Genomic DNA, 25,669 nt, shown 5'->3' with positions numbered 1-25,669 from the left:
GGTTTACTCGAAAAAAGCCCAGTAAAACATTTATTTAGTCAGATTATATATCTTTAAAGGAACCGAACCATGAAACTTAAAACATTATTAACCAGTACCGTGATGATATCGTCGCTGTTAAGTGGTGCAGCTTTAGCGGATATGGCCATTGATGGTAAAGAGTATGATAAAACCATCCCAGTGACCATGGACAATTTTGACCAAGTTGAAGCCGCTGTTAATTTCAATAAGTGGGCCAGCAAGGGCATTATGAATAGCTCGGTTGATTTAACCGACTACTACCCTGCAGGACCTGCACCAACGATTCGCGCTAACCGCGATACGCTATACACCGTCGGTCTTTATGACAATCAAAAAGGTATTCATATTGAGCAACCTGATAATGGCATATTTCAATCCGCCTTGGTGTTGGATGAAAATGGTTTTGCCAAAGACTACGTCTGGACGCCAGGTGGTTTTGATGTCGCTCCTTCCGATGGTTTCGTTTTGGTTATTTTTAGAATAGGCCTAGAAGAAGGCCTTGATAAAGCACGCCAAGCGCAAAAAACATTATCTGTAACGGATTTTGGCACACGTTCATATATCACACCTCGTTATAATAAAGCCGACCGAGATGCGCTATGGACCAAGCTAAACAAACAGGCCATTGATTCCGGTATATTTCTTGAGTATGCCTACGATAAGGACACCATTGACCCGCTGACGCGCTCGCTATCTAATGCGGCAGGCTGGGGTGGCATGGCATTTAGTGTCAACAACTACCAAATGTCAAACAACATCAAAGGCACACAATGTATGCAGACAACCTTTGAAGATCCACGTGTCGATGAGTTTTGGTCGTTCACTTTGTACGATGCCGAGGGTTGGTTACTGCCATTAGGCGACAACGTAATCAATAGTCGAGACGCTGTAGCTAACAAAGATGGTACCTATACCGTTAGCATCAACTGCGGCGAAGACGCCATCAATAACATTACGACCGATGGTGTCGATGAATGGTCAGTGACTTGGCGCTCATATGGTTCAAGCTACAAGGTTAAATCCGGTCAGTGGAACCCTCTCAAGGATCTAAAAGCGGTAAAATAACACGTAGCGCGTAACGTCAACGTATAATACACAGCAAAGCAGCTCTTAGGAGCTGCTTTTTTATTCTATATTTTCGGGCCTTACGGTTTTTACGGCCTTCAGGGCTTTCGCGGCTTCTACAACATCATCAACAATTACCGCCCCCGTTGATAGCAAAGCTCATTTGTTATTCATCGTTTTGTATCGATTGGATTTGCATCACCATTGCTGGCCAATTACGTTGGTTATCAATCTCAAACTGCGCGCCTTGCTCATCGGCCCAGGTAAACCGTTTAATCGCTGGGGTTTTACTGGTCGCCTGATACAACCAATATGCTTCGGCTTTTAACGCCTCAGCGATCGGTTTATCAATCGATTCATAGACCATCTGCTTGCACGCATTAATCGATTCTGCCGGAAACTGAGCGATGCGATTTGCGAGGTTTTCAACATAGGGGCCGATCTCATCGGGTTCCATCGCTTTGTTTATGGTGCCCCACGCTTCGGCTTCGTCGGCATCAAAATCACGAGCACTCAAGATGATTTCCATCGCTCGACCAAGACCGACCTGTCTTGCCATGCGAGATGCACCTCCGCCACAGGGTAAAATCCCCATACCAACTTCCATTTGCATGAATTTAAATTTGCCTCGTGCAGCAAACCTCATGTCACAGGCTAAAGCAAATTCATGGCCACCACCGCGGGCATAGCCCTCTAATTTGGCAATCGTCGCCTGTGGTACTTTACTGATGCGCTCGCACACGGCCTGTAAATCGAGTAACTGCGCCTCTTCTCGCGACACAGCTTGTTGTGACATATCGCGAAGTAAATTGGTGTCATAATGGCAAACCCATATCTCAGGGTTAGCGGATTGGAATACCACAACTTTAACGTCTCTATCACGTTCAAGTCGCAGTGCCAGACTGCTTAGATCAGCCAGCATTTCCTGTCCTTGGACATTAACAGGGCCAAAATCAAAGGTAACCCACGCAACAGCGTCTTTAACCTCGACAGTGAACGTTTGAAAATTCTTGTACTCCATTTGCCTCTCCAGAAAACATAATACATTACGATTAAAAAATGGCGTCTTTTAACGTCAAATGACAAGACGCGCATTAACATTTGGTTAACAGCATAGCGGTATTGAGCGGAGTTGATAATGCGAGAATACTGGAATCAGTTTTTAGCTTTTATTGATAATGGCCAAGGCGTGGGATCAAAAAAGGAGGCCTATGGCCTCCTTTTATCATTTAGATCACGTTTGTGCGTATCAGCTTAGTGGGCGCGACGACGCTCACCTTTGTTGGTACGACGACGCGGAGCTGCTGCAACCGCTTCATCTGACACTGTGATATCAAGCTGCTTACGACGAATACGTACTGTACGTAGCTTGTTGTATGAATCTTTCGGCATACCTTTTGGTAAATGCACGATCGAATGTTGTTCGTGTAAATCGATTTGACCAATGTATGCACTATCCAATGAGATTTCATTTGCAATGGCACCAACGATATCACCAGGACGAGCACCATGCTCTTTACCTACTTCAATACGGTATGCTTGCCAATCAACTTCTACACGAGGACCTGAACTGCGACGACGTTCACCACGATCTGGACGATTGTCATTACGTTCTGTGCGACGTTCATTACCACGTTCTGGGCGACGATCACCACGACGTTCACCGCGGTCGCTACGAGCACGACGCTCATCACGATTGTCACGACCATCTCGACGATCATCACGCATACGACGTTCACGAGGATCTTCTTTTGGTTGTAGAGGCTGTTTAAGCTGCTTTTGATACAACAAGGCAGCGGCCAAATATTCCATGCTAAATTCAGTCTGTTCGGTCATTTGCTCAAGCACTTTCATCATGTGAGATAAGTCTTGCTTAGCAGCGATGTCCATGATTTCTTTTTGCACACGTTGAACACGCTTTTTACCGATTTCTTCGATAGCTGGCATTTCAAAACTATTGATTTGACCAGAGGTAGCACGTTCGTAGTGACGCAAGTTGTACATTTCGCGAGGACGAACAAATGACAATGCGGTACCTTCGCGACCTGCACGACCGGTACGACCGATACGGTGCACGTATGATTCAGTATCGCCTGGTAAGTCATAGTTGATTACCATGTCAATGCGTGGAATATCCAAACCACGTGCAACAACATCGGTGGCGATCATCACAGAAATCTTACCGTTTTTAAGCTGTTCAACGGTGCGCTCACGCTGTGCTTGGTTCATATCACCATTCAATGCAGCACAAGGGTAACCTTGACGCTCTAACAGCTCGCTTACTGTAATTGTGTCATTACGAGTACGCACGAATATCAACATTGCATCAAAGTCTTGAGTTTCAATGATACGCTCAAGTGCAGTGTTTTTATTAACACCGGTTACTTTCCATGCCAACTGAGTGATGTTTTTCTTTGACTCTTTCTTATGTGCGATTTTTACATGCACAGGCTTGTCAAGGAAACGATCGGCAACTTTTTTGATTGCTGGTGGCATAGTAGCAGAGAACAACGCCATTTGGGTGTCTTTTGCAAGATGATCAAGAATCCACTCAATATCTTCCAAGAAACCCATGTTTAACATCTCATCCGCTTCGTCTAATGCACAAAAGCTTACATCAGCTAGCTTTAATGTTTTACGACGCAAGTGATCCATTAAACGGCCAGGGGTACCAACAACAACTTGTGCACCTTTTTCTAGCTGTGATAATTGTGGACCGTATGATTGACCACCGTATAACGTGGCAATGCGTAAACCTTTAACGTTTTTCGCAAAGTCTTCTAACGCCTCAGCAACCTGAATCGCCAACTCACGTGTTGGAGCCAAGACTAACATTTGCGGACGACGCAATTTAGTATCAATTTTTGCTAGCGCTGGTAAACCAAACGCAGCAGTTTTACCTGTACCGGTTTGGGCTTCACCCAATACATCGTGCCCTTGTAGTAAAGGTACAATGGTTTTTTCCTGAATCGGAGTTGGAACACTAAAGCCCATGTCCTTAATTGCAGATAATAAAAATTCAGGCAAGCCTAAGTCGTCAAAGCTGACGGCAGCATTGTTGGTATCAGTCATTAATAGTCTTCTATTTTAAAGGCAGCTCAGTACAGACGAGCTAAATTGTTCGTCCAGGCAAATAACTGCAAATTCATATTCGTTATCCACCTGGCGACTTATGGCGATAGTTAAGTTGAAAGCAACTTACTATTTAGACATGGGCTGGCTGCATAATACTCAGGGAACCAGCTTAGAAGTCGGATGGCGGAAATAACCCACTCTTTGTGCAACTTATGTTGGTCAGCAAGCTTATTTAGCTTTGACCCTATTACGTGTTGCAATCGAGGGCGCATCATACCTTTTTGTTAAAAATATGCAAGTAACATTATGTAATTAATGCTCAAATAATCATCAAACATATACAAACTGCTGTTTATTAGTGACTTTTCGACATATGCGGCACTGTTACTTAATTACAAGTGGATTACATTATCAGCACAATTTCAGCCTTGACATCTCCCGTCATTTATCCCGTAAAAATGGCGATAGACCTAAAATGCTTTGCTGATCATAGTCTAGCTATCCATAATCAGCACAATATTGTCGGCCAACTACATTTGCTAGTTACATTTGCCTGTGTTTACTCGATGGCAAATACATACAGCGCTCACTGTTTTTCGTTAAGCCGCGCTTAATGAATGTTCCGGCCTATCGCTACGTTAAAGGACAACGAATGAACTTAACCCGAAGTTCACTGAAAAATCCCGCAGCTGTGCTGGTGATAACCGCACTGATTTTTGTGTTTGGATTGATCAGTATCAGTAAGTTACCTATTCAGCTCACGCCAGATATTGAACAACCACAAATAACCATTTCCACCGGATGGCGCAGTGCCTCGCCGCAAGAGCTTGAATCGGTGATCATCGAGCCACAAGAAAATGTGGTAAAAAACACCCGAGGTGTCACCGACGTCACCACCAATATCAATAGCGGGTTTGGTAATATCACCTTAACCTTCGATATAGGGACCAACATGCAACAAGCGATGTTGGACGTGATTAACAACCTCAATCAGGCACCACCATTACCGCTAGATGCTATGGAACCTGTCGTCGCGGCAGGTGGTGGTCGTGGTGGCCCAAATGCTGCATCATTGTTAGTTAAGGTTGTCGAGAGTAACCCCAATAAAGACATTTCAAGCTACCAAAAGATTATTGAAGATGTGGTCGAACCGAGACTATCGCGTATCCCAGGGATTGGTCAGGTCAATCTAAATTCGCGACGAGCTAAAGAGTTACGTATCAGTTTTGACCCCTATTTAGCCGCCGCCATGGGTATCGAAATTGGCGAAATCAGCAGTAAAATTGCGCGTTCCTCTGATATTTCAGGTGGTTTTGCCGATGTCGGTCGCCGTCAATATACCGTGCGCTTTATCGGTCAATACGACGTTAGTACGATGTTGGAAATGATCATTGGTTATCAAGATCAACGACCTATTTACTTAAAAGATATCGCTCATGTTGAAGAAACCTTAGTCGACAGATTTGGCCTAACACTGCGCAATGGTGCGCCAGCTTATTATATTACGGTGACTCGAAATAACGATGCCAATACCGTCAAACTGTTAGATGATATCAATCTAGCCATCAATGAATTGAATCAAGGCGTACTGGCCGATAATGGCTTAACCATTGATTTAAGTTTTGATTCATCCGTACATATTCGCAACGCGCTAACCTTAGTAAAAAGTAATCTTGGCCTCGGTGTCTTGCTTGCCTTTGCCATCTTGTGGTTATTCTTACGCGGCCTTAAACCAACCTTGATCATCGCCACCACAATTCCAGTTTCTTTGATGGTGGCGTTTTTAGCATTAAGCGTATTCGATCGCAGTTTAAATGTTATCTCCCTAGCGGGTCTGGCATTTGCTGTTGGGTTAGTGTTAGATGCGGCGATCATCGTACAAGAAAATATTGTCCGACTTCGCGCCGAAGGCATGGATAAACACAAAGCAGTTGTCCGTGGTGCCACTCAGGTTACCGGAGCTTTATTTGCGTCAACCGCAACCAGTGTTGCCATTTTCTTACCTATCCTGTTTATGGAAGGCATTGAAGGTCAGTTATTTTCGGACTTAGCACTGACCTTATCGATTGCGGTCATCGCTTCGTTATTAGCGGCAATAACTGTTTTGCCTATTGCCAGTAAATACTGGTTAAAAGAATATTGCCAAGTTGACCCGATGGCGCAATATTGGCACAAGCTAACGCAATTTGTGATGCGCTTGACCGACACCACGAGTAAGCAACTTAGCTGGATAGCCTTACTGTTGGGCGGTTCATTAACGCTCAGTATATTGCTTATTCCAAAAACCGACTTTATGCCTCGTGCCCCGATTGATGGTTTCTTTTTCAATATCAGTTTACCACCTGGTGGCAATCTCAATTTTGTCGACCAAGAAATGGCACAACTGGTTAAAGAACGTATCGACCCGCACCTAAATGGTGACAAGATGCCTAAGATCAAGAGTTATAACTTTTACTCTTATGGCGCCAGCATGAGTGGTGGTTTTATCTATGCCGATGATGCAGAGCACGTCGAAGAGTTGATGGATATTGTGCAAAATGACATTTTGGCTGGATTGCCAGATACCCAAGTCTACTTATTCCGAGGTTCGATGATCAACGTCAGCGGTGGTGGTAATGGTCGCTCGATTAATATCGATATTCAAGGCTCCGATCTGGATGAGTTGATGCAAACAGCACAAGCCGGACTTGGTGCTATTCAAACTCATTTACCCGGTGTCGGTGCACAACCTGTGCCTGGCCTGTCTATGGCAGAGCCTGAGCTGCAATTATTGCCGAACGACAGACGCATCGCCCAAGCTGGATTAAACCGCAGTGACATCGCTAATGCCGTCAGAGCGTTTACCGACGGCTTATTTGTTAGCGAATACTTTGATGGTAATGAACGAATGAACGTTATTTTGCGTGGTTCGTTATGGAATAACCCAGACGAGTTAGCGCAGATGCCTATTTATACACCGCTTGCTGGTGTGCAAACCCTCGGCGAGTTAACCGAAATTCGTCGTACCGTCGGGCCAACGCAATTGCGTCGAGTTGATGGTAAACGCACGGTGACATTAACGGTGTATCCACCTGAATCTATGTCTATGGAAGAAGCGCTCAGCGCCTTAAACAACCAAGTCATCCCGCAGATGCGCCAAGTATTGCCAAGCGATGCCAGTATCAAACTCAGTGGTAATGCCAATAAAATGGCCAATGCCATTAATGATATGCTGACCAATTTTGCTTTGGCGCTAATCATTTTATTCTTGCTAATGACGGCCTTGTTCAAGTCCGCGAAAGACAGCTTTTTAGTGTTACTGGTTATGCCATTAGCGGTTGCTGGCGGCGTGATGTCTTTGTATGTATTAAATCTGTTCAGCTTTCAGTCGTTGGATTTACTGACCATGATTGGCTTTATTATTTTGCTTGGACTGGTCGTTAACAATGCTATTTTGCTGGTCGACCAAACTCGCAGTGCCGAACGACTTGGCGCCAGTCGCAGTGACGCTGTAGCGCAAGCGGTGCGCATTCGTGCGCGCCCAGTATATATGAGTACCCTGACCAGTTTATTTGGCATGTTACCTTTGATGGTCATGCCCGGCGTTGGTGCCGAAATATATCGTGGTTTGGCGACGGTCATTGTCGGAGGTATGGCAATCAGCGCCATTTTCACACTGATATTACTACCTAGTCTGCTACGACTTGGCAGTGCTCAAGACAATCAACTTGCCAAGACCAAAAGCAAGAGCAATGAACAACAACCTGTTGCCGTCAATTAACACGGAAATGAGAAACCATTATGAATAAGTTAACAAAAAAACTGACCGCCGTGCTGACTTCCACCTTGTTGTTAGCGACAGCTGCATGGGCTAGCGAAGCGCCTGCACCAGCGGTAAAAACCGAACAAGTAAAACAAACCAAGTTATCACCGAGTGCCAATTTACTCGGTACCGTGTATAGCCGCTCCAACATTGCCATTACCGCCGGTGTCAATGGTCAGCTTACTTGGTTAGTCGAGCCAGGCACATTCGTGAGTAAAGGCGATGTATTAGTGAAAATGGATACTCTGCCACTTGAACTGATGCAACTTGAACAACAAGCACAAATTAAACGAGAGAAAATTAATATCGGTTACCTCAAACGTGAGTTACAGCGTCTTGAAGCATTAAAGGCCAATAATAACGCCGCTGAATTTCAATTAGATCAAACCAAATCAAAATATGAATTGGCGATGGCCGATTTAGAAATAGCCGAATTAAAGCTAAAGCAAATACACGATCAGCTAGCACGTGCTGAGATCAACGCGCCATTCGCCGGTGTCATTACCGAACGACTAGAGCGCGAAGGCAGCGATGTGAACCGCTCACAAGTCTTATTGCGAATGTTAGATACCGAAAACCTGCAAGTGCGTATGTTTGTGCCTGTGCGTTACATGCCCTACTTAAACAACAAAAGCCAATTGCAGGTATTTAATGAGCAATATCAAACCATCGCCCGAATTCAAGCGATCATCCCTGCTGCCGATCAACGCTCACAGTCGTTTGAATTGCGCCTCGAGCTTGATGCTGACAGCGTAAGTCATTGGACTGCGGGACAACTGGTTAAGGTTGAAATTCCGGTACAAGCGGATCAAGAAACATTGGCCATTCATCGCGACGCTTTGATTTTGCGTAAAAACCAAACCTACGTGATGAAAATCGATAAGCAAAATATTGCTCACAAGATGACGGTGAATGTCGGTCAAGGACAAGGGGATTGGGTTGCCATCGAAGGTGAGCTTAGCGAAGGCGATCGTGTTGCGGTTCGTGGTGCTGAACGCTTGCGCGACGGACAAAAAGTGAACGTGCAAAGTAAGTCATAGGCGAGCACTCAGCGACAAAGGTATCACCCTATTTGTGACCAATATGTTGGTTACGAATATATTAGTCACGATTATATAGACTGCGAATATAACGCCGTGTCATGTATCGAAAACAAAACATACATGACACGATATATCGCAGATATCACAAGGCTTGCTGTGAAAGCCTATTACAATGCGTTCAAATAGGCTTTGTACGCTTTAAGGCGCACCGTCGCGGCGCCTATAATATCCATAAAGCCTAATATAGGGTGTGGCTTCGTTGCGGATATCCAACCGGAACCTGTGGCACCAATCGGCACGTTATATCCCTCAGGTTCTATAAACTCAATGACCACGGTTCGGCCATGTGACGGTGCATTTTGACCAATGTGTTGGCCAACCATTTGCTCGCCGCTTCTCACCGATAATTGTGCTTCACCCGTACCTGCGGTAATACTATGAACCCGTCCTCTAAATATTTCCCCCGGATAAGCATTGACATAAAATTCAGCAAATTGGCCTTTCTTAATGTATCGATAGGACTGATCGGGAATGCGCATTTCTAAAAACTTGCGACTGGTATCGTAAATATGCATGTTGCCCAAGCGAGAACCTTTGGCAATATTGGTGATCGACACTTGACCATCAAACGGTGCAATAACGGTTTTTCGACTTTGCTCGAACATCGCCTGATCGTATTCCGCTTGTAACGCTTCTTTGGCTGATACTTCAGCGTCCAGTTCGGTTTTTATGCGCTCTATATCGCGTTCAGCAAATACACCAGGTGCGTCGATGCTGCGCTGAATATCTCGTCTATGTTGGGCGATTTTCACTTCAAGCTGTTTAATGTCGGCTTCGATATTCTCCAGATCCGCGGCGGATTCGGTATCAACTAGGGTGTAGATGATCTCGCCTCGAGACATAATCTGGTTGTGAGTGACCAGTACCTCTGCTATTTGCTCGCCGATCAGTGGGCTAAGTATGGCTTGAGGTGCTTTGATTGTGGAACTGTCAGTAAGGTCTGCTGGCGACCAGAATCGGTGCGCTGTGAACAACATAAACGAGATAAAACAACCTAAACCGACAATGTATGTGGCGTTGCGTATGGTCCATTTTATCACACCAAGTTTTACTAAAATCCACATAATGAGTATGTAGGGAAGCATGATCTCTTTCATTATTGCTTCTCCTTATCTTCATTTACTTGAGCGCTGGCTACGCCTTTGCCGATAATATCACTGATACGCGTCATGATATGTTCCCAACTGGTGAACACGATAATCAACGCCAGAACCCACCATGTTTTATCAATAAATAAGCCACATAAAGACAATGCAAAGACGAGTTGTATTTGTGGCGACGAGTCATGCTTTGCTTTATGAAGAGCAATTTCATGCAGCTGCCACAACAAATACGCAACATAGGCGAAAACAGACAATGTAATAAGAAAAATAAGCCCCATAAACAGCTCAGAATCGAGCAATTTTAAAATGGTTGGGTAGCCAGCTGAGAAATACTCTTCTGGTAGTTCTTTGCCATGAATTGCACCAAGTGAGGCAAGTGCTTTAGACAATATGCCAACAACGCCAATAATAACCACAGCTTTAATTAAAAATGACACAACGCCTTTTATTCGAGATGTTGCATTACTTGTATCATTCATACTTTTTCCCTTTACGAGTTACTTATCTTAAATATTAGTCATTTATACAAAGAATGCATAAACTCGCAGGAAATAACCTAGTAATCTTTACGCTGTCGTTATATCGATGTTATTTACAATAAAACCAAAGGATTGCGAGATAAACATGAATTGCTCGTGGCGTTGAGTAAGGCTAGGCATACCAAGTCGCTAACTTGTATTAAATTGCATAGGCACAAATAACAAACAGCGTACAAGGAGCCCTTCTGTCAAACAGAAAGAAAATAGCTAATGTACTGTTGTTAATCATTAAAGCGGCATAAGTCAGGGGTTCAATAGGTCAATAGCCGCCAGTAGTAACGGCACTATCCCTTATCAGTCTCAGGCTACTATTGAAAAAACGTGGTGTTGATCGCTTATATGCGCCTTTGCCTTTTTAATAGTCGTTAATGGTCAGCAATTTAAGGCTGTTTGATGGTACTAAGTTTCACCTGACCAACAGTGTCATTGTCTGTACCAAACCATACCGTATCACTCGGTTGATGGTAATACATATACCTAATCGTACCAGCGCCACTGGGCACTTCTTTGCTGGCGATAAAACCTTTGCTATTGGTATCAAATACACTGATGATGTTAGGTTGCACTCCAGTTACGGCAATAAACACACGGTTTTTATCATCCATCGCCGAGCCATAAAGCTTGGCATCACTGCCCTGCTTGACCATATAACGCTGAGTTTTTTTCGTTACCGGGCTATATTGGCCTAAATAACCTAGGGTGTAATCAAGGTAATAAACATCGCCGTTACTGGCGATTTCTAAGCGTCGGGGACGCTCTGCTTGATCAGGTAAATCAACAGTGGTCAACGCCATACTCACCGGGTCAATACTGGCCAATTTGTTGGTACCAAACAATACCACCCAAGGCGTATTGGCCTTATTCACCTTGATGCCATATGGACGTGACCGCTCAATCTCCATATCGACTAAATCTACCTTGCCGGTTTTACGGTCAAAATAACCGACTTTGTTGCCCCATTGCGCGGTAAACCAGATATTTTGTTGCTCATCGAAGACCAAGGTGTGTGGATCAATAGGCTGCTCTACGGGCATGTCTATGCGTTTGATAGTGCCATCTTTTGGATTGAGCTGACCAATATGATTGTTGCGATTACCGGCATACCAAATCATGTCATCGGCATCGATAATGAGATTATGTGGGTAGGTTCCGTCAGGTAAGGAATACTGTTTAAACTCGCCAGTGGCGGGATCTAAACTGGCCAGATAATTACCAGCTTGGCCACAAAACCAAACGATACCTTTGGAGTCTACGGCCGGATCTCTCGGTCTGGTTTGTTTCCATGGCACTTGCCACTCTTTGATATCAAGTTGATAGGTCTCATACGGTGCATCTTGTGCTGCAGCGGAGCACAGCAGAAAAGAACAGATTAAGCCAATACACATGTTCATTTTCATCATAGTAATTTCCAAGCGATATGGTCGATAGATTTACTATAGTGCATTGCTCCCAAACTGCTAAATTAGTGTTCGATGAAAGCTTTATAATTAATTGATATTGTTGACATTAACAAGGTAGGTTTGACGATTAGATAAAGCATCCTGCCAGGCAATTGAAAAGATAATATGTAGAGCATAAAAAATCCCGCCGCAGCGGGATTTATTAACTCTAAAAATCATTACGAATCGATATTCATTTCGCCTTTAATTTCTTTAACGTTCAAGCCACCAGAGCCGCTTTCAACTATGGTTAAACCGCCAGCGTCGCGAACATTAATAGCACCTGAGCCATCATCAATGGTCACCATACCGCCAATATGACGTAAGGTCATTTCACCAGAGCCATCGTCAACTGATACGCTACCATTTACATCAGATACCCAAATCGAACCTGAGCCATCTTCGATATCTAAATTACCAGCTAGGTTACGCAATTCCATTTCGCCAGAACCATCATCGATGATCACGTCACCATTGATGTTTTTCATATCCAAACTACCAGAACCATCTTTTACGTTTACCATGTTGTTGATATCGGCAATTTCGATAGAACCAGAGCCGTCATCCACATCCAATTGCAAACTGGCAGGTACAGTAACCGTGACATCGATACTTGGTGAGTTATTCCACATACCCGATGTTGAACCGTGCTTGGCAACTAATACGGCTTTGTCACCTTTCTTCACTAACGTCAATTCATAATCACGATCTTTAGTGGTATAGATATCCGCATCGACACTAATGTCGGTGGCGTTTTCATCACCTTTAATAGTCAAGCTACCGGCACCAGCCTCTACATGCAACGCCTTCAAGTTGTTTGCATCCAGAGACAAGCTTTCTTGAATCTCGACGTCTGCGCTTTTCGCGCCAACATGAATAACGCAACCAGGTAAAAGAATAACGGCAGTAAGTAAACAAGCTAGATTTGATTTAATTTTCATTTAGGTATCCCTGAGTGTATTTTTTATCTCTGCGTAAATACAATCAAGTATCGCGCCAACTTTTTAAGCTATTGATATTTATCACTATTTAAATATACGGATACGAAAAACAAGTTAATAAATTGTTAATTAAACTAATTATTGGTGTTTTTCACTAACCAAAATGAGATAACGCCACCAAACGAACATGCTCACTTATCAGGTCAGGAAGAACGCCAAAGACAATGATATTTATCGCCAAAAAGATCAGTACCGCATGGGATATGCCACTGAGAGGCAACTCGTGTTGTGAAGGTCGTTTTGAAAACATAATGAATATGACTTTCAGATAATAAAACAAGCTGATGCTTGAACCGACAACTAAGGCAATCAATAATGCCCACGCATGGTTATCAACCGCGGTGGCCACCAAGTAAAACTTGCCAATAAATCCCGCCGTTAACGGAACCCCTGCCAAGGACAAGAATGCCGCAATTAAAGTTGATGCCTGTAATCGATTACGCCAAAACAAGCCTTGCCAGTTATGCCAGTTGTCGTTGTCACTAGGGTGCTGCGCATTTGAGGTTTGACTGATGAAACTAAACACCACCAAAGTCGCTAAAGCATAAACGAATAAGTAAAACAGCGCCGACTCCCAAGCCAATTGCATCGAGCTTTGATTTTGCACGTACAAAACAATCAATAAGTAGCCCATGTGGGCGATTGATGAGTAAGCCATCAAGCGTTTAATATTGCTTTGAAATAGCGCCAATAAATTGCCCACCAACATTGATGCGATGGCAATCACTGCAATGATGTTGATCATCAAGCTTTCTATATGTTGCTCAGCTCCCGTGTCGATGATGTATTGATTTGAAAAGAACCAAAACTTAAGTAACACCGCAAACACACTGATTTTACTCACCGTCGCTAATGTCATTGCCACCGGCGCCGGTGCACCGTGATAGACATCGGGCGTCCAATAATGAAATGGGACTAACGATAATTTAAAGGCGATGCCAGCTAACAGTAAGCAACACCCTAGGCTAAACATCCAAATATGACCGACTTGCGGATCTGCTACTGCGGTTTTTTGAGAAATAAAATAAAAACTCATTTCGCCACTGTAGGCATAAATAAACGCCATACCTAATAACAAAATAGACGACGCGGTTGCTGACAATATCAAGTATTTAAAGCTGGCTTCTAATGATTGTTGTCGACGTCTTAAATAACCGACCATAGCAACCAACGACAGCGACAGTAACTCTATTGATAAGAACACCGAGGCAAAATGATTGGAAATAGCTAATAGTGTTGCGCCAAGTAAAACTAACAGTAACAGCACATAAAACTCATCATGGACTTCCAGTGCACTTTTTAAATAACGATAACTGAGTAAGGTGATGATCAAACCGCAAAACAACAGGATGGCGTTTATGCCAAGCGAGAAACCGTCAAAGTAAAACAATATGGTGGCTTGTGTATTGATGGTGTCTAATATCATCGAATAACTGGTTAAACAACTTGCGATCGCCAATAAGGTTAAATAGAAAATGGCTTTGCGACTGCGATTAATGGCAATCAACAACAGCTGCGCAACAATAAACGCCGACAAGATAATTTGCGGCATAATGGTTTGTATTTCTAACCAGCTCATAAGTTAGCTCCCGGTAACGGCTGTGCCGTCAAGCTGCCTAAATGTGATTGAATTGGCTGCATAGACTCGTTCAGTACCACAGGGTAATTATCTGGAAAGTGGGAAAAAATAAATTCAGGATAGACGCCAAGAATCAACAACAAAGACAATAGGCTGACGCAAATAATAAACTCGCGTCCACTCAAATCAATGACCTGTTTATTTACCGGTCCTTGAAAGCTGGTCTGAAACAAGCGCATGCCATAGACAGCGGAACCAATAAGCCCAGCGGCAGAGACAACCACCAACACTGGAAACACCGAAAAAGCGCCGGTTAAGATCAAAAACTCACCGACAAAATTGAGTAACCCGGGCATGCCAAATGCCGCAGCGACGAACGCCAGTAGCATGGCCCCCATTTGCGGTGCACTGGCAAATAAACCGCCCATTTGTGTCAGGTCACGGGTATGCAGGCGACTATACAGCATGCCGGCCATTGCAAACAAAGCACCACTGCTTAAGCCATGAGCGATCAATGTCAGTAATGCGCCGTGATAGGCACTTTGGTTGAAACTAAACAGGGCCAACATAACAAAGCCCATATGCGAAATGGAGCTGTAGGCAACCAGTCGTTTAAAGTCGGTTTGTGCAAATGCCATTTTTGCACCGTACAGTATGCTGATGGTACCCAAGGTTGCGGCAACATAGGCAAATTCATGGCTTTGTCGCGGGAACAACTCAATAACAAACCGAATCAAGCCATAGGCACCGGTTTTCAACAGTACCCCGGCCAATAACACCGAGCCCGCGGTAGGCGCTTGTGTATGGGCATCGGGTAACCAGGTATGCACAGGAAATGACGGTAACTTCACCGCAAAAGCGATAAAGAATCCCAGCATCATGTACATGCCCATATCAGCCGGTAAGTTCATGGTCTTCAAGGCAAATAGGTCAAAGCTTAACTCGCCATGATATTGCTTGTGTAAAAACGCCATAGCAACAATAGCAATTAGCATCAGTAATGAACTTGCCTGAGTAAAAATAAAGAATTTAATCGCCGCGTAGATGCGATTTTCATGACCCCAAATGACAATTAAAATGGTCATTGGGATCAACATCACTTCCCAGAAAAAGAAGAACAAAAATAAATCGGTGGCAATGAATACGCCAACAATACCCGCCAAAGCGGCAAGTAAGTTAAAGTAATAAAAGCCTTGGCGAAAATGAATTTCTTGCCAAGACACCAGCACGCATATAAACCCTAACAGCAAGGTCAGTGCGATCAGAATAAAAGACAACGAATCGATGCCGGTTGCATAATGAATATTAAACGCTTCGATCCAATCAACTTCAGTGACGTGCATAAAGCCATGAAACAATTGTTTATTACTGCTGGCAAAGTCAATAAAGGTGATGCTGGCCATAACCAAACTAAACAGTGCTATCCAGCGGCCTGTGCCTGGACGACGAAAATCAAAGGCCCACGCTATGACAGCGCCTATCATTAAGATGATAATGATTTGCGTTAAAATCATGCGCTAGCCCCCATAACCGCCATGACAAAGGCGAGTACAACAACACAACCGAGTACCAACATCGCGGCATAGAATCGCAACAGGCCATTTTGAGAGGCGCGTAACATTTCAGACCATGCCGATGCATTAAACTCAATCAGCAGCACGATTTTATCGATGACATCGCGGCGATTAATGTGCGCGAGAAATGCAAACGGTTTAATCAATAGGTATTTATAGACCAAATCAAAACCACCACCGTCTTGCCAAAATTGATAAGCTCGACTTTGCGGTTCAATGGCATTGCCGGCGGCGTTGTCGGCGGTTTGCTTAGACGCTTTGGGGAAATAAACAACATAGGCAATCAACGCACCTAGGTATGGCGTCGATAATGCCAAAATATGAGTGAAACCGGGTTCGCTTTGACCATTGCTCACCACATCAGGCAAGACGAAGGATAAGTCAGCCAGTAACAGGCCACCGACAATTGATAAAATGGCCAGCAGGATCAATGGCAGATATTCCAAGACTGGTCGTTTAGATTCCACCTCGGCATGGCCTCGATAGCGACCGAAAAAGGTAATAAACACCAACCTAAAGCTATAAATACTGGTAAGTAACGCGCCAATTACCGCCATCCACCAAAACATAGGCCCCGCGGTAGGTGATAAATACAGCTGATTAATAATGGCTTCTTTACTGACAAAGCCACTGGTCAGTGGTAATGCCAATAACGCAGCGATACCGACAAAGAATAAGGCACTGATCATCGGCAAACGTTTGAGTAAACCGCCCATTTTAAAGATATTCTGTTCATGATGTAGGGCAAGGATAATCGAGCCTGCGGTTAAAAATAACAAGGCTTTGAAAAACGCATGGGTCATTAAATGATCTATGCCTTGGGCAAATGCGCCGGCCCCAAGAGCCAGCATCATGTAGCCGATTTGGCTCATAGTCGAATAGGCTAAAACCCGTTTGATATCGGATTGCGCCAATGCACATAGCCCTGCGAGCAGCAATGTAAGCCCACCGATCCAACTGACAATCATCATCGCATCAGGACTGAGTACAAACACCGCCTGCATGCGAGCAATAAGATAAACGCCAGCGGTTACCATAGTCGCCGCATGAATGAGTGCACTGACTGGCGTCGGCCCTGCCATAGCGTCAGGAAGCCAGGTTTGTAATGGCAATTGCGCCGACTTACCAACAGCACCGCCAAGCAGCAACATGGCAATGATAAAGACCACATCACCATCGACAAAATTATTCAGTTGCGCAAACTCGGATATCTCATCGATTTGCAAACTGCCAGTGTGTTTAAATAACATGAACAAGCCAATCGCCAGAAAGGTATCGCCAACTCGAGTGATGATAAAGGCTTTTTTTGCCGCCGCAGCGTTATTGGCATCCTGATACCAAAAGCCAATCAACAAGAAGCTGCATAAGCCAACGCCTTCCCAACCCAAATAGAGCAACACCAAATTGTCGGCTAGCACCAAAATAAGCATGGCGACAATGAACAGGTTCATGTAGGCCATAAAGCGATGATAGTGTGCATCACTCTTCATGTAGGCACTGGCATAGGTATGAATTAAAAAGCCAATATTACTGACCACAAGGGTCATCACCATCGATAAACTATCCAGTTTAAAGGCGATGTTAACCTCACTTGTGCCGATCATAAACCAACGCCACAACTCTACGTTGATTGTTGCACTGGCGTCACTAAACACGGTGAACTGCAAATACAGGGCGCTCGCAGCAGACAATAACACCGCGCCAACGCTTAATACGGTATTAGCAAACCAATTTAATTTATGGCCAACCGTGACCAACAGCAAAAAGCTCAATAATGGGAAAAACGGTAACCAAGCGAGGAGCAGTTGTTGATCGTTCATCATCATTACCCCTTCAGCTCACTGAGTTTGTCGACGTCTAAACATTGACGCTGTTTATGCAAAGAGATAAGTAACGCTAAGCCAATACCGACTTCTGCTGCAGCCAGCGTCAGAATTAAAATAAACATCACCTGACCGTCGGCTTGTTGCCAAGCCGAGCCTGCAGCGATAAACGCTACACCGGTGGCGTTAAGCATGACTTCAAGACTCATCAACATAAACAACATATTTCGACGTGCCAAAACACCAACTAAGCCGATAACAAAAAGTAAGGCCGATAAAATCAATGCATGAGTTAAGGGAATATCAGTCATCGCGTACCTCCCTGTTTGCCCCATCGCTTAGCTGAGGAATTTTTGCTTTGGCAAAATGGTAGCCACCAATAAGACCGGCTAGCAAGAGAAATGACGCCAGCTCAACCGCCAATAAATACGGCCCATAAAGCAGCGTACCAACTTGCTTAGCGCTTATGATGTTGCTGGCGGTGATTGCGTGATTGGCATCAATTACGATGGCATACACCACTTGCACCAATAAAATCGACACCAGAATAATCGGCAGTAAAAACACCCCAAACCAGCTTTGCAAATTGGCTTCTTTGTCGCCGTAATGAACCGGATCTTTATCGCCTTGTAAATCAAACATCATTACCGCGAATACAAACAGCACCAAGATAGCACCAGCGTAGACAATCACTTCAAGACCCGCGGCAAAAGGTGCACCGAGAAAATAAAAACACACAGCAACAGCCAACAATGACACCACCAGATACAACAAGGCATGCACGGCATTCGATCCGGTGACCACTTTTAATGATGCGACAACAGCAATTGCTGCGGCGACATAAAATGGAGTCTGGCCACTGGTTATCATTGCACTGATTAAGGCAACATTATTCACTATCAATACTCTCTTATTGTTGTTGTACTGTTATTCAAATTGTTTGTTGTTTGGCCTTGTTTAAGGCATTAAATCTCTTACGTTCACCGGTTTTTGTTCGCTCTCACCTTCGCCTTTTTGCTTGACGTTGGTGGCCACCCCGGAGTGTTTGTAAAAATTGTAATCTGGGTACTTTCCAGGCCCATTGATCAGCAAATTCTCTTTCTCATAAACCAAGTTTTGTCTGTCGTATTCACACATCTCGACATCAGGGGTAAGTTGAATCGCATAGGTTGGGCACGCTTCTTCGCAAAAGCCACACAAAATACACCGGGAAAAGTTAATACGAAAAAATTCAGCGCGCTTGCGGCCATCAGGGTCGATGGTTTGTTGTAAGGCAATACAATCAACCGGGCATGCGACCGCGCACAAATTGCAGGCTACGCAGCGCTCTTCACCGTCGGGATCGCGGGTAAGCACAATACGACCACGATAACGCGGTGCTAAATACGGTTTCTGCTCCGGATACTCTACGGTATCGGCTTTGCTAAAGGTGTGCTTGAGTACCAAGCCCATGGTGCGAAATTGGCTCCAGATTAGCTTAAGCATAGGCAACTCCCGATAAAAACAGGTTGTCGACAAAGGCCAATACGCCGGTTAACTTCAGCGCCCCGGTTGCCAATAAATTAATCAGTGACAATGGCAGCATGACTTTCCAACCAAAGGCCAGTAATTGATCAAAACGTGGGCGAGGCAGTGAGGTACGCAGCAGGATAAAAAACACGATCATCAAACTGACTTTGGCAAGGAACCAAATAATACCGGGGATAGCCGCAAACATTGTATCTTGCAGAAACGCCGGTGGCAGGTAACCACCAAGGAACAAGGTCGCTGACATCGCCGAAATAAGGGTGACACCTAAATATTCGCCAAGGAAAAACAAGGCGAATTTAATGCCTGAATATTCGGTGTGAAAGCCAGCGGTTAGTTCGGTTTCCGCTTCTGGTAAATCAAACGGTAAACGATGACTTTCAGCAATACCGGCGATAAGGAACACAAAAAAGCCAATAAACTGTGAGCTAATAAACCAACCACCTTGTTGCGCTTCGACAATATCACGCATGTTAAAACTGCCACTCAGCATGATCACCCCCATAAGCGACAAGCCCATAAAGACTTCGTAGCTGATGGTTTGTGCCGCGGCTCGCATACTGCCGAGTAAGGCGTATTTACTCTTTGACGCCCACCCCGCAAGAACAACCGCGTATACCGCCAAAGATGTCATCGCCATAAAAAACAACACTCCAATATTGAGGTTGCTTATACCGATGGTGTCGCTAAATGGCACCACGACAAAACTCATCAATACCGTAACGGCGGCAATTAGCGGTGCCAAAACAAATATAAATCGGTCAGCAAATTTTGGCGTAAATTCATCTTTGCCGAGAATTTTCAATAAATCGGCAACAGATTGTAAAATGCCAAATGGGCCTACGCGGTTAGGACCTAAACGGTCTTGCCAGATACCTATGAGACGTCGTTCAACCCATACCAACATTGCTGCGATTGGGATCAACAAACCTAGGATAACAACAATTTCAATCAACTTAGCTATCATCTAGGCCTCCAGCAACAAGGCGGATTGGAATATATTGATCCTGTTGTTTTAAATCGGCAATCAATTGTGCTTTTTGTTGTTGAGTGTTGTTCAAATGCGCTGCTAGCGACTGTTCATAGTCGTCGACTTGCTGCGCACTGGCGGCCGTTAACTGCAGTTGTGCGCCAATATCCGCATGGTTATTGGCAAAGGTAATATCAGCTTGTCGCCATGAACTGTTAAGCAATAACAAGCAGCCATTGGCCTGTTCATCGCAAACAAACAATTGTAAGGTTTGTGCTGGCATGACTTTGGCAAGCGCACTATCTTGCCAATTAAGGCGCAGGTGAGAGCTGTTCTCAAGCGCTAATGATTGTGCGATATCCGCCGAAATCACCGCCGCAGGTAGCGGCGATAACAATTCAAAATCAAAACCTAACCGACCTTTTGCATCATCGGCAAAAATGTGCGCTTCGCTACCTAGGTAGTTGAGTTCACCGTGGCTTTTTTGCGAGGCCGGCGGTGTTTGCTTAGCCACTTTATGTTTATGGGTTTGGTTGTGTTTCGGATGCGATTGACCGCTGGTTGGATCATAAATATGCACTACCGCATTGGGCTTATTCAGCGCTTGACCCGGTGCAGTTTGGTACTTGCTTACCGATTGGTTTGAGTTCCAACCTGGTGCCCAACTATATGCATTGGCAGGCGGTGCAGCCTGTTGTTCGCCGCTTAATTGTTGCGCTTGGTTTTCCCGTGATATAAAACCTTCCATTGAAAAGTTAAATGGCGAGCTCAAATCAATGGTTGATTTAGGTTCATGTACACTTTGATTGGCATACATGGCGGTACGTCCTGACGCTCGTGGCGTTTGCCTAGATGCTAATAACCACTGTCCCGTGCGTACATAGGCATCCGTATCGATAAAGTCGCTTTGCAGTTGTTTGAGTCGATGCCAAAATGTCGGTAAAGAATGTGCTAAATGTTGTTTTTCAGATGGTTGTAATCGTCGACTTAACGACAGCGAGGCGTTATCGTTTGCGTCATGCTCTGGCTGAGATAAATGACCATTGCCCATCGCCTCATCAATCAATTTAATGTATCGCCAAGCTGGCAATATAGGCAGTTTGGCGGTTAATGCGGGATAAAAGCATTGCGCTTTGCCTTGAAAATTGACCACCAATCCTTGTGACTCATCAAATGTTGCCACGGGCAAGAGCACATCCGCCGACTCACTGATTGGGTTGTGCCAATAATCTAAACAAATGATGGTAGCAAATGTGTCACGCATGGTTTGTAATTGAGCCTTGCTAAAGCTTTGCCCTGACTGCTCGGCAACGACCATGCCATCAAAGCTCTTGGCTTGGCTTAGCGCCAGCATTTGTTCAATCGAAAGACAGTCAGAATCAAGATATTGATACAAGCCCAAACTATTGACGTCATTGGGGACACTGCAAACTTTTACGGCCTTGCCCTGACGTGTCATGGCATGAAGTAATTGCTCACACGCACTAAGATGGTCGCTACCCGCTAAAGATTGACCGCAAATCAGCATAGGCTTTTGCGCATTTTTTAATGCGGCTAAGGCGACCTGAATAAAATCCTGTTGGCTACCATCGTCAGCGACAGATGAGTCCTCTATGGGGTGAGTCAACGCTGCAGTTAACTGCGCTAAGCTGACAACAATATCAGCAGGCGATTGATAACCATTCACAGCACAAATGTCAGATAATTTATTTTTACCAAGGGTTAATTGAAAAATGGGGGCTTGCATATCGGTCGCTAGGGTTTTTACCGCTTGCTGCTGCCACTGTGGCACATTTAATTGTGCCGCTTTGGCCTTGCTGACGTTATTGGCCATTTGTCGGACGGCCAAGGCAAGTCGTGGCGAGGTTTGCGTTAGATCCTCACCAACCACAAGTAACCAGTCACATTGTTCAATATCACGCACACTGTCACTGCCAAAACGACGATTAAACCCATCGAAATAAGCCAACTGCTCGGTTTGCGCATCGGTTAAGCCTGAGCAAAACTGAGCACTTCCAAATAAATGTTTTAATGCCAAGTTGGTTTCAATTGATGCACTGGCCGAGCCCATTGCCACAAAGCGTTGCTTTTTATAACGACTCAAACGGCCAATAATATGTTTTTCCGACAAACTGTTGCTAGCTTGGCCATTATTACCATTGCTGTGTTGCAGGCTCGGTTGGATATCAAACCCTTGAGGTTGGCGGATGCGTGTCGCGCTATTGACGTATTGAAAGCCGAAACGGCCCTTATCACAAAGGAAATAACCATTGATGTCGTGATTGTAACGATTGACTATACGACGGGTAATGCCGTACCGTTCGCCAACACTGATATTACAGCCAACACTGCAACCTTGGCAGACGCTGGGCGATGATTGTAAATCCCACTTGCGTGAATAATGCTGAGAAAACGGCTTATCGGTAAATACTCCGGTCGGACAGACTTCCACTAAATTACCAGCGAATTCAGATTCCAGCACGCCGTCTTGTTGGCGACCAAAATACACTTGGTTTTTCGAGCCATATACCGCAAAGTCTTTACCGTGAGCGTAATCACTGTAGTAACGATCACAGCGGTAACAGGTTATACAGCGATTCATTTCATGGCCAATTAGAGGCCCTAAATCCTGATTACTAAAGGTACGTTTAGCCCCTTGGAATTGACGTTGGCTATGACCTGTCATCACCGTCATATCTTGCAGATGACATTCGCCGCCTTCGGCACATACAGGGCAATCATGAGGATGATTGGTCATCATTGCCGAAATAATTTGTTGACGAAAGTCTGCGGAGTAGTCATCACTCAAACCAATATGCATGCCTTGCGTAATCGGCGTCATACACGCCATGATCAAGCGACCATTTTGACAGCTATCATCATTGTATTGAGTCACCGCACATTGGCGACATGCGCCAATGGAGCCCAGCTCTGGATGCCAACAAAAATACGGTACATTAAGCTTGTTAGAGAGCATCGCCGACAGTAAATTATCTCCGGCCTGCCCTTGGTATGGTTTACCGTCGACGTAAAACGTCACCTCGTTTTGTTGGTTATTTTCCGTCATGGCTTGCTCCTTGTTGCGCACTAGCACTAGCATCAGCGGCATTGGCCAAGCGTTGGCCAGTCAAGCCTAACGTGCCGGGGCGTTGCCCCTGAGCGATGGCACAGCAACCTTTTTCAACATGTTCAACAAAATCATCACGAAAATATTTAAGCGCACTGCGCAATGGCTCAACCGCGCCGGGTGCTAATGCACAATGAGTTTTGCCTATCCACATAAAGTCACACAAACGATCCAAGGCGTCGATATCTTGCATGGTGCCGTGGCCGTGTTCAATGCGAGTGAGCAACTCGACCGCCCATGGCGTGCCATCTCGACATGGGGTACAAAAACCACAGGATTCCTGAGCAAAAAACTGCAACAGGTTACGCACCATGCCCACAGGGCAATTATGATCATCAAGCACAATTAAACCGGCGGTGCCCAGTCGGCTGCCGGCTTTCGCAATGGAGTCATAGTCCATGGCAACATCCAAATGCTGTTCCACCAAAAAGTCGGTAGAGGCACCACCTGGCAGTAATCCCCGAAACTTCAAACCATCTTGTAATCCACCTGCGTTTAGGTACAACACCTCTCGTAAGGTTTTGCCAAACGGCATTTCCCATAATCCAGGATTTTTTAAACGACCACTGGCGCCATATATTTTCGTACCGGCGTCGCTATCGCTTGATAAGTCTTTAAACCATTGGCAACCATGAGCAAAAATATGCGGTAAATTGCACAAGGTTTCGACGTTGTTAACGATAGTTGGCTTACCAAATAGACCACTAACTTGTGGAAAAGGCGGTTTAGCCCTTGGGTTTGCTCGACGACCTTCAAGCGCATTAATGAGCGCGGTTTCTTCACCACAAATGTAACGTCCGGCACTGGTATGCAAATACAGTTCGAGTTGATAACCACTGCCTTGAATATTATTGCCAAGCCAGCCTTGGCTTTTCGCTTCATCAATCGCTGCTTGAATGCGTTGAGCTGCAAGATGGTACTCACCACGTAAAAAGATAAAGGCTTGGTTTGCGCCTATGGTATAACTGGCAATAAGCATAGCTTCAACCAATTGCAGCGGATTACCTTCCAGTAATAACCTGTCCTTAAACGTACCGGGCTCCATCTCATCCGCATTACAAATCAGATACTTACGCTCAGGAGCGCCGTCGCCCATAGGCACGAAACTCCACTTCATTCCTGTCGGAAAGCCAGCGCCGCCACGACCTTTTAACTGAGAGTCTTTAACTTGGCTGAGACAATCACTTTGATTCATTTCCAGCGCGTTCTTAGCGCCAACAAAACCGCCGCTATCGACATAGCGTTGATAATCTGGCGGCGATTGTAAATTCACATGCGCTGTTAGAGGGGTATTAATGGGCTGAGTCATCTTTGCCTCCAATAGCCAGTTCCGGCAAGCCATGTTCTCGTATCTGACCCAGCAAGGTCACAACAGACTCACTGGTGAGATGCTCAAAATGGCGATCAGCTATCATCATTACCGGCGCTTTATCACAGCCTCCTAAACAGGCATTGGTGATTAAGGTAAACAGGCCATCGTCGGTTGTTTGTCCGTAATTGATTCCTAGCTCATCTTTAATGGCTTTCGCTACACCTTCAAAATCGGTTAAATAACAGGAAATGGAGTTGCATAAATGAATCACATATTTACCAACCGGTTGGCGGTAAATAAGGTTATAAAACGTCGCTATGCCATCAAGTTCGGCGGCACTCATCTGCAATAAATCGGCAATCGCATATAACGATTCATCGCTGATCCAACCGCGCTGTTGCTGAACTATTTTTAGCGCTTCAATGCCCGCTGCTCGACGCTCTTCAAGAATATCGGCTTCGTGTTCAATATCGGCAATTTCGGCATCGGTTAAATAGTGTTTATAGTCAATGTAACGACAATCTATGCTTGATTGTGACTCATCGCTCTGGTCATCGATATGTTGTTCAAGGTTTTGCTTAGCTAGATCTATCAGTCGATTCATGATTA

General features: G+C 44.8%; 19 protein-coding genes. 3 read left to right on the top strand and 16 right to left on the bottom strand.

Going from position 1 to position 25,669, the window contains the following annotated elements:
* The first annotated feature begins 69 nt into the window (after positions 1-69).
* Entirely contained in the window at positions 70-1,086 is a 1,017-nt protein-coding gene (locus E2K93_RS14595) for a DUF1214 domain-containing protein (protein ID WP_135439802.1), read from the top strand.
* A 166-nt stretch (positions 1,087-1,252) separates the two neighbouring features.
* Here E2K93_RS14595 and E2K93_RS14590 read toward each other — a convergent pair whose 3' ends face one another.
* Both E2K93_RS14590 and E2K93_RS14585 read right to left on the bottom strand, forming a co-directional pair.
* The gene (locus E2K93_RS14590; RefSeq protein WP_135439801.1) at positions 1,253-2,107 is read right to left on the bottom strand and encodes an enoyl-CoA hydratase/isomerase family protein; all 855 of its coding nucleotides are present in this window, start codon (positions 2,105-2,107) and stop codon (positions 1,253-1,255) included.
* A 233-nt stretch (positions 2,108-2,340) separates the two neighbouring features.
* Positions 2,341-4,158 carry a DEAD/DEAH box helicase gene (locus E2K93_RS14585; protein WP_135439800.1) on the bottom strand — a complete coding sequence of 606 codons (1,818 nt, stop codon included), beginning with the start codon at positions 4,156-4,158 and terminating at the stop codon, positions 2,341-2,343.
* A 655-nt stretch (positions 4,159-4,813) separates the two neighbouring features.
* On the opposite strand from E2K93_RS14585, the gene E2K93_RS14580 reads away from it, so the two are divergent.
* Together E2K93_RS14580 and E2K93_RS14575 are read left to right on the top strand one after the other, a co-directional pair.
* On the top strand, positions 4,814-7,921 hold the full coding sequence (locus tag E2K93_RS14580) for an efflux RND transporter permease subunit (RefSeq protein ID WP_135439799.1): 3,108 nt from the start codon (positions 4,814-4,816) through the stop codon (positions 7,919-7,921).
* A gap of 20 nt (positions 7,922-7,941) precedes the next feature.
* Positions 7,942-9,003 carry an efflux RND transporter periplasmic adaptor subunit gene (locus E2K93_RS14575; protein ID WP_135439798.1) on the top strand — a complete coding sequence of 354 codons (1,062 nt, stop codon included), beginning with the start codon at positions 7,942-7,944 and terminating at the stop codon, positions 9,001-9,003.
* Between the two features lie 170 nt (positions 9,004-9,173).
* Here E2K93_RS14575 and E2K93_RS14570 read toward each other — a convergent pair whose 3' ends face one another.
* From E2K93_RS14570 to nuoE, 14 genes are all read right to left on the bottom strand, one after another.
* Positions 9,174-10,163, bottom strand: coding sequence for an efflux RND transporter periplasmic adaptor subunit (locus E2K93_RS14570; RefSeq protein ID WP_135439797.1), 990 nt, complete (start codon positions 10,161-10,163; stop codon positions 9,174-9,176).
* A complete protein-coding gene (locus E2K93_RS14565) occupies positions 10,163-10,648 on the bottom strand; it encodes a magnesium transporter (RefSeq protein WP_135439796.1) in 486 nt (161 codons plus the stop codon). The genes E2K93_RS14570 and E2K93_RS14565 overlap by 1 nt, the downstream gene beginning before the upstream one ends.
* 440 nt (positions 10,649-11,088) lie before the next feature.
* Positions 11,089-12,108 carry a lyase gene (locus tag E2K93_RS14560; protein ID WP_135439795.1) on the bottom strand — a complete coding sequence of 340 codons (1,020 nt, stop codon included), beginning with the start codon at positions 12,106-12,108 and terminating at the stop codon, positions 11,089-11,091.
* Positions 12,109-12,326: 218 nt separating this feature from the next.
* The gene (locus E2K93_RS14555; protein WP_135439794.1) at positions 12,327-13,088 is read right to left on the bottom strand and encodes a hypothetical protein; all 762 of its coding nucleotides are present in this window, start codon (positions 13,086-13,088) and stop codon (positions 12,327-12,329) included.
* A gap of 154 nt (positions 13,089-13,242) precedes the next feature.
* A complete protein-coding gene (locus E2K93_RS14550) occupies positions 13,243-14,727 on the bottom strand; it encodes an NADH-quinone oxidoreductase subunit N (protein WP_135439793.1) in 1,485 nt (494 codons plus the stop codon).
* Positions 14,724-16,241 carry a complex I subunit 4 family protein gene (locus tag E2K93_RS14545; protein WP_135439792.1) on the bottom strand — a complete coding sequence of 506 codons (1,518 nt, stop codon included), beginning with the start codon at positions 16,239-16,241 and terminating at the stop codon, positions 14,724-14,726. Before E2K93_RS14545 ends, E2K93_RS14550 begins: the two co-directional genes overlap by 4 nt.
* On the bottom strand, positions 16,238-18,124 hold the full coding sequence (gene nuoL, locus E2K93_RS14540; RefSeq protein ID WP_228445331.1) for an NADH-quinone oxidoreductase subunit L: 1,887 nt from the start codon (positions 18,122-18,124) through the stop codon (positions 16,238-16,240). Before nuoL ends, E2K93_RS14545 begins: the two co-directional genes overlap by 4 nt.
* Positions 18,125-18,126: 2 nt before the next feature.
* The gene (nuoK, locus tag E2K93_RS14535; RefSeq protein WP_135439791.1) at positions 18,127-18,435 is read right to left on the bottom strand and encodes an NADH-quinone oxidoreductase subunit NuoK; all 309 of its coding nucleotides are present in this window, start codon (positions 18,433-18,435) and stop codon (positions 18,127-18,129) included.
* Positions 18,428-19,021: an NADH-quinone oxidoreductase subunit J gene (nuoJ, locus tag E2K93_RS14530; RefSeq protein WP_228445617.1), complete on the bottom strand. Its 594-nt coding sequence runs from the start codon at positions 19,019-19,021 to the stop codon at positions 18,428-18,430. Before nuoJ ends, nuoK begins: the two co-directional genes overlap by 8 nt.
* A gap of 60 nt (positions 19,022-19,081) precedes the next feature.
* Positions 19,082-19,609 (bottom strand): NADH-quinone oxidoreductase subunit NuoI, encoded by a 528-nt coding sequence (gene nuoI / locus E2K93_RS14525; RefSeq protein WP_228445329.1) that lies wholly within the window; start codon positions 19,607-19,609, stop codon positions 19,082-19,084.
* Entirely contained in the window at positions 19,602-20,618 is a 1,017-nt protein-coding gene (gene nuoH, locus E2K93_RS14520; RefSeq protein WP_135439790.1) for an NADH-quinone oxidoreductase subunit NuoH, read from the bottom strand. The genes nuoI and nuoH overlap by 8 nt, the downstream gene beginning before the upstream one ends.
* A complete protein-coding gene (gene nuoG / locus E2K93_RS14515) occupies positions 20,608-23,688 on the bottom strand; it encodes an NADH-quinone oxidoreductase subunit NuoG (RefSeq protein ID WP_189637788.1) in 3,081 nt (1,026 codons plus the stop codon). The genes nuoH and nuoG overlap by 11 nt, the downstream gene beginning before the upstream one ends.
* Positions 23,675-25,057 (bottom strand): NADH-quinone oxidoreductase subunit NuoF, encoded by a 1,383-nt coding sequence (gene nuoF / locus E2K93_RS14510; RefSeq protein ID WP_135439788.1) that lies wholly within the window; start codon positions 25,055-25,057, stop codon positions 23,675-23,677. Before nuoF ends, nuoG begins: the two co-directional genes overlap by 14 nt.
* Entirely contained in the window at positions 25,041-25,664 is a 624-nt protein-coding gene (gene nuoE, locus E2K93_RS14505; RefSeq protein WP_135439787.1) for an NADH-quinone oxidoreductase subunit NuoE, read from the bottom strand. The genes nuoF and nuoE overlap by 17 nt, the downstream gene beginning before the upstream one ends.
* Positions 25,665-25,669: the final 5 nt, after the last annotated feature.

The sequence above is a fragment of the Thalassotalea sp. HSM 43 genome, from assembly GCF_004752005.1.
Taxonomy (GTDB): domain Bacteria; phylum Pseudomonadota; class Gammaproteobacteria; order Enterobacterales; family Alteromonadaceae; genus Thalassotalea_A.
Note: the sequence above shows the minus strand (reverse complement) of the source record. Positions and strands in the feature narration are given on the sequence as shown.

Coding starts and splice junctions, on each gene's coding strand:
- E2K93_RS14595 (WP_135439802.1), top strand. CDS start 70: ATGAAACTTAAAACATTATTAACCAGTACCGTGATGATATCGTCGCTG.
- E2K93_RS14590 (WP_135439801.1), bottom strand. CDS start 2,107: ATGGAGTACAAGAATTTTCAAACGTTCACTGTCGAGGTTAAAGACGCT.
- E2K93_RS14585 (WP_135439800.1), bottom strand. CDS start 4,158: ATGACTGATACCAACAATGCTGCCGTCAGCTTTGACGACTTAGGCTTG.
- E2K93_RS14580 (WP_135439799.1), top strand. CDS start 4,814: ATGAACTTAACCCGAAGTTCACTGAAAAATCCCGCAGCTGTGCTGGTG.
- E2K93_RS14575 (WP_135439798.1), top strand. CDS start 7,942: ATGAATAAGTTAACAAAAAAACTGACCGCCGTGCTGACTTCCACCTTG.
- E2K93_RS14570 (WP_135439797.1), bottom strand. CDS start 10,163: ATGAAAGAGATCATGCTTCCCTACATACTCATTATGTGGATTTTAGTA.
- E2K93_RS14565 (WP_135439796.1), bottom strand. CDS start 10,648: ATGAATGATACAAGTAATGCAACATCTCGAATAAAAGGCGTTGTGTCA.
- E2K93_RS14560 (WP_135439795.1), bottom strand. CDS start 12,108: ATGATGAAAATGAACATGTGTATTGGCTTAATCTGTTCTTTTCTGCTG.
- E2K93_RS14555 (WP_135439794.1), bottom strand. CDS start 13,088: ATGAAAATTAAATCAAATCTAGCTTGTTTACTTACTGCCGTTATTCTT.
- E2K93_RS14550 (WP_135439793.1), bottom strand. CDS start 14,727: ATGAGCTGGTTAGAAATACAAACCATTATGCCGCAAATTATCTTGTCG.
- E2K93_RS14545 (WP_135439792.1), bottom strand. CDS start 16,241: ATGATTTTAACGCAAATCATTATCATCTTAATGATAGGCGCTGTCATA.
- nuoL (WP_228445331.1), bottom strand. CDS start 18,124: ATGATGAACGATCAACAACTGCTCCTCGCTTGGTTACCGTTTTTCCCA.
- nuoK (WP_135439791.1), bottom strand. CDS start 18,435: ATGACTGATATTCCCTTAACTCATGCATTGATTTTATCGGCCTTACTT.
- nuoI (WP_228445329.1), bottom strand. CDS start 19,609: ATGCTTAAGCTAATCTGGAGCCAATTTCGCACCATGGGCTTGGTACTC.
- nuoH (WP_135439790.1), bottom strand. CDS start 20,618: ATGATAGCTAAGTTGATTGAAATTGTTGTTATCCTAGGTTTGTTGATC.
- nuoG (WP_189637788.1), bottom strand. CDS start 23,688: ATGACGGAAAATAACCAACAAAACGAGGTGACGTTTTACGTCGACGGT.
- nuoF (WP_135439788.1), bottom strand. CDS start 25,057: ATGACTCAGCCCATTAATACCCCTCTAACAGCGCATGTGAATTTACAA.
- nuoE (WP_135439787.1), bottom strand. CDS start 25,664: ATGAATCGACTGATAGATCTAGCTAAGCAAAACCTTGAACAACATATC.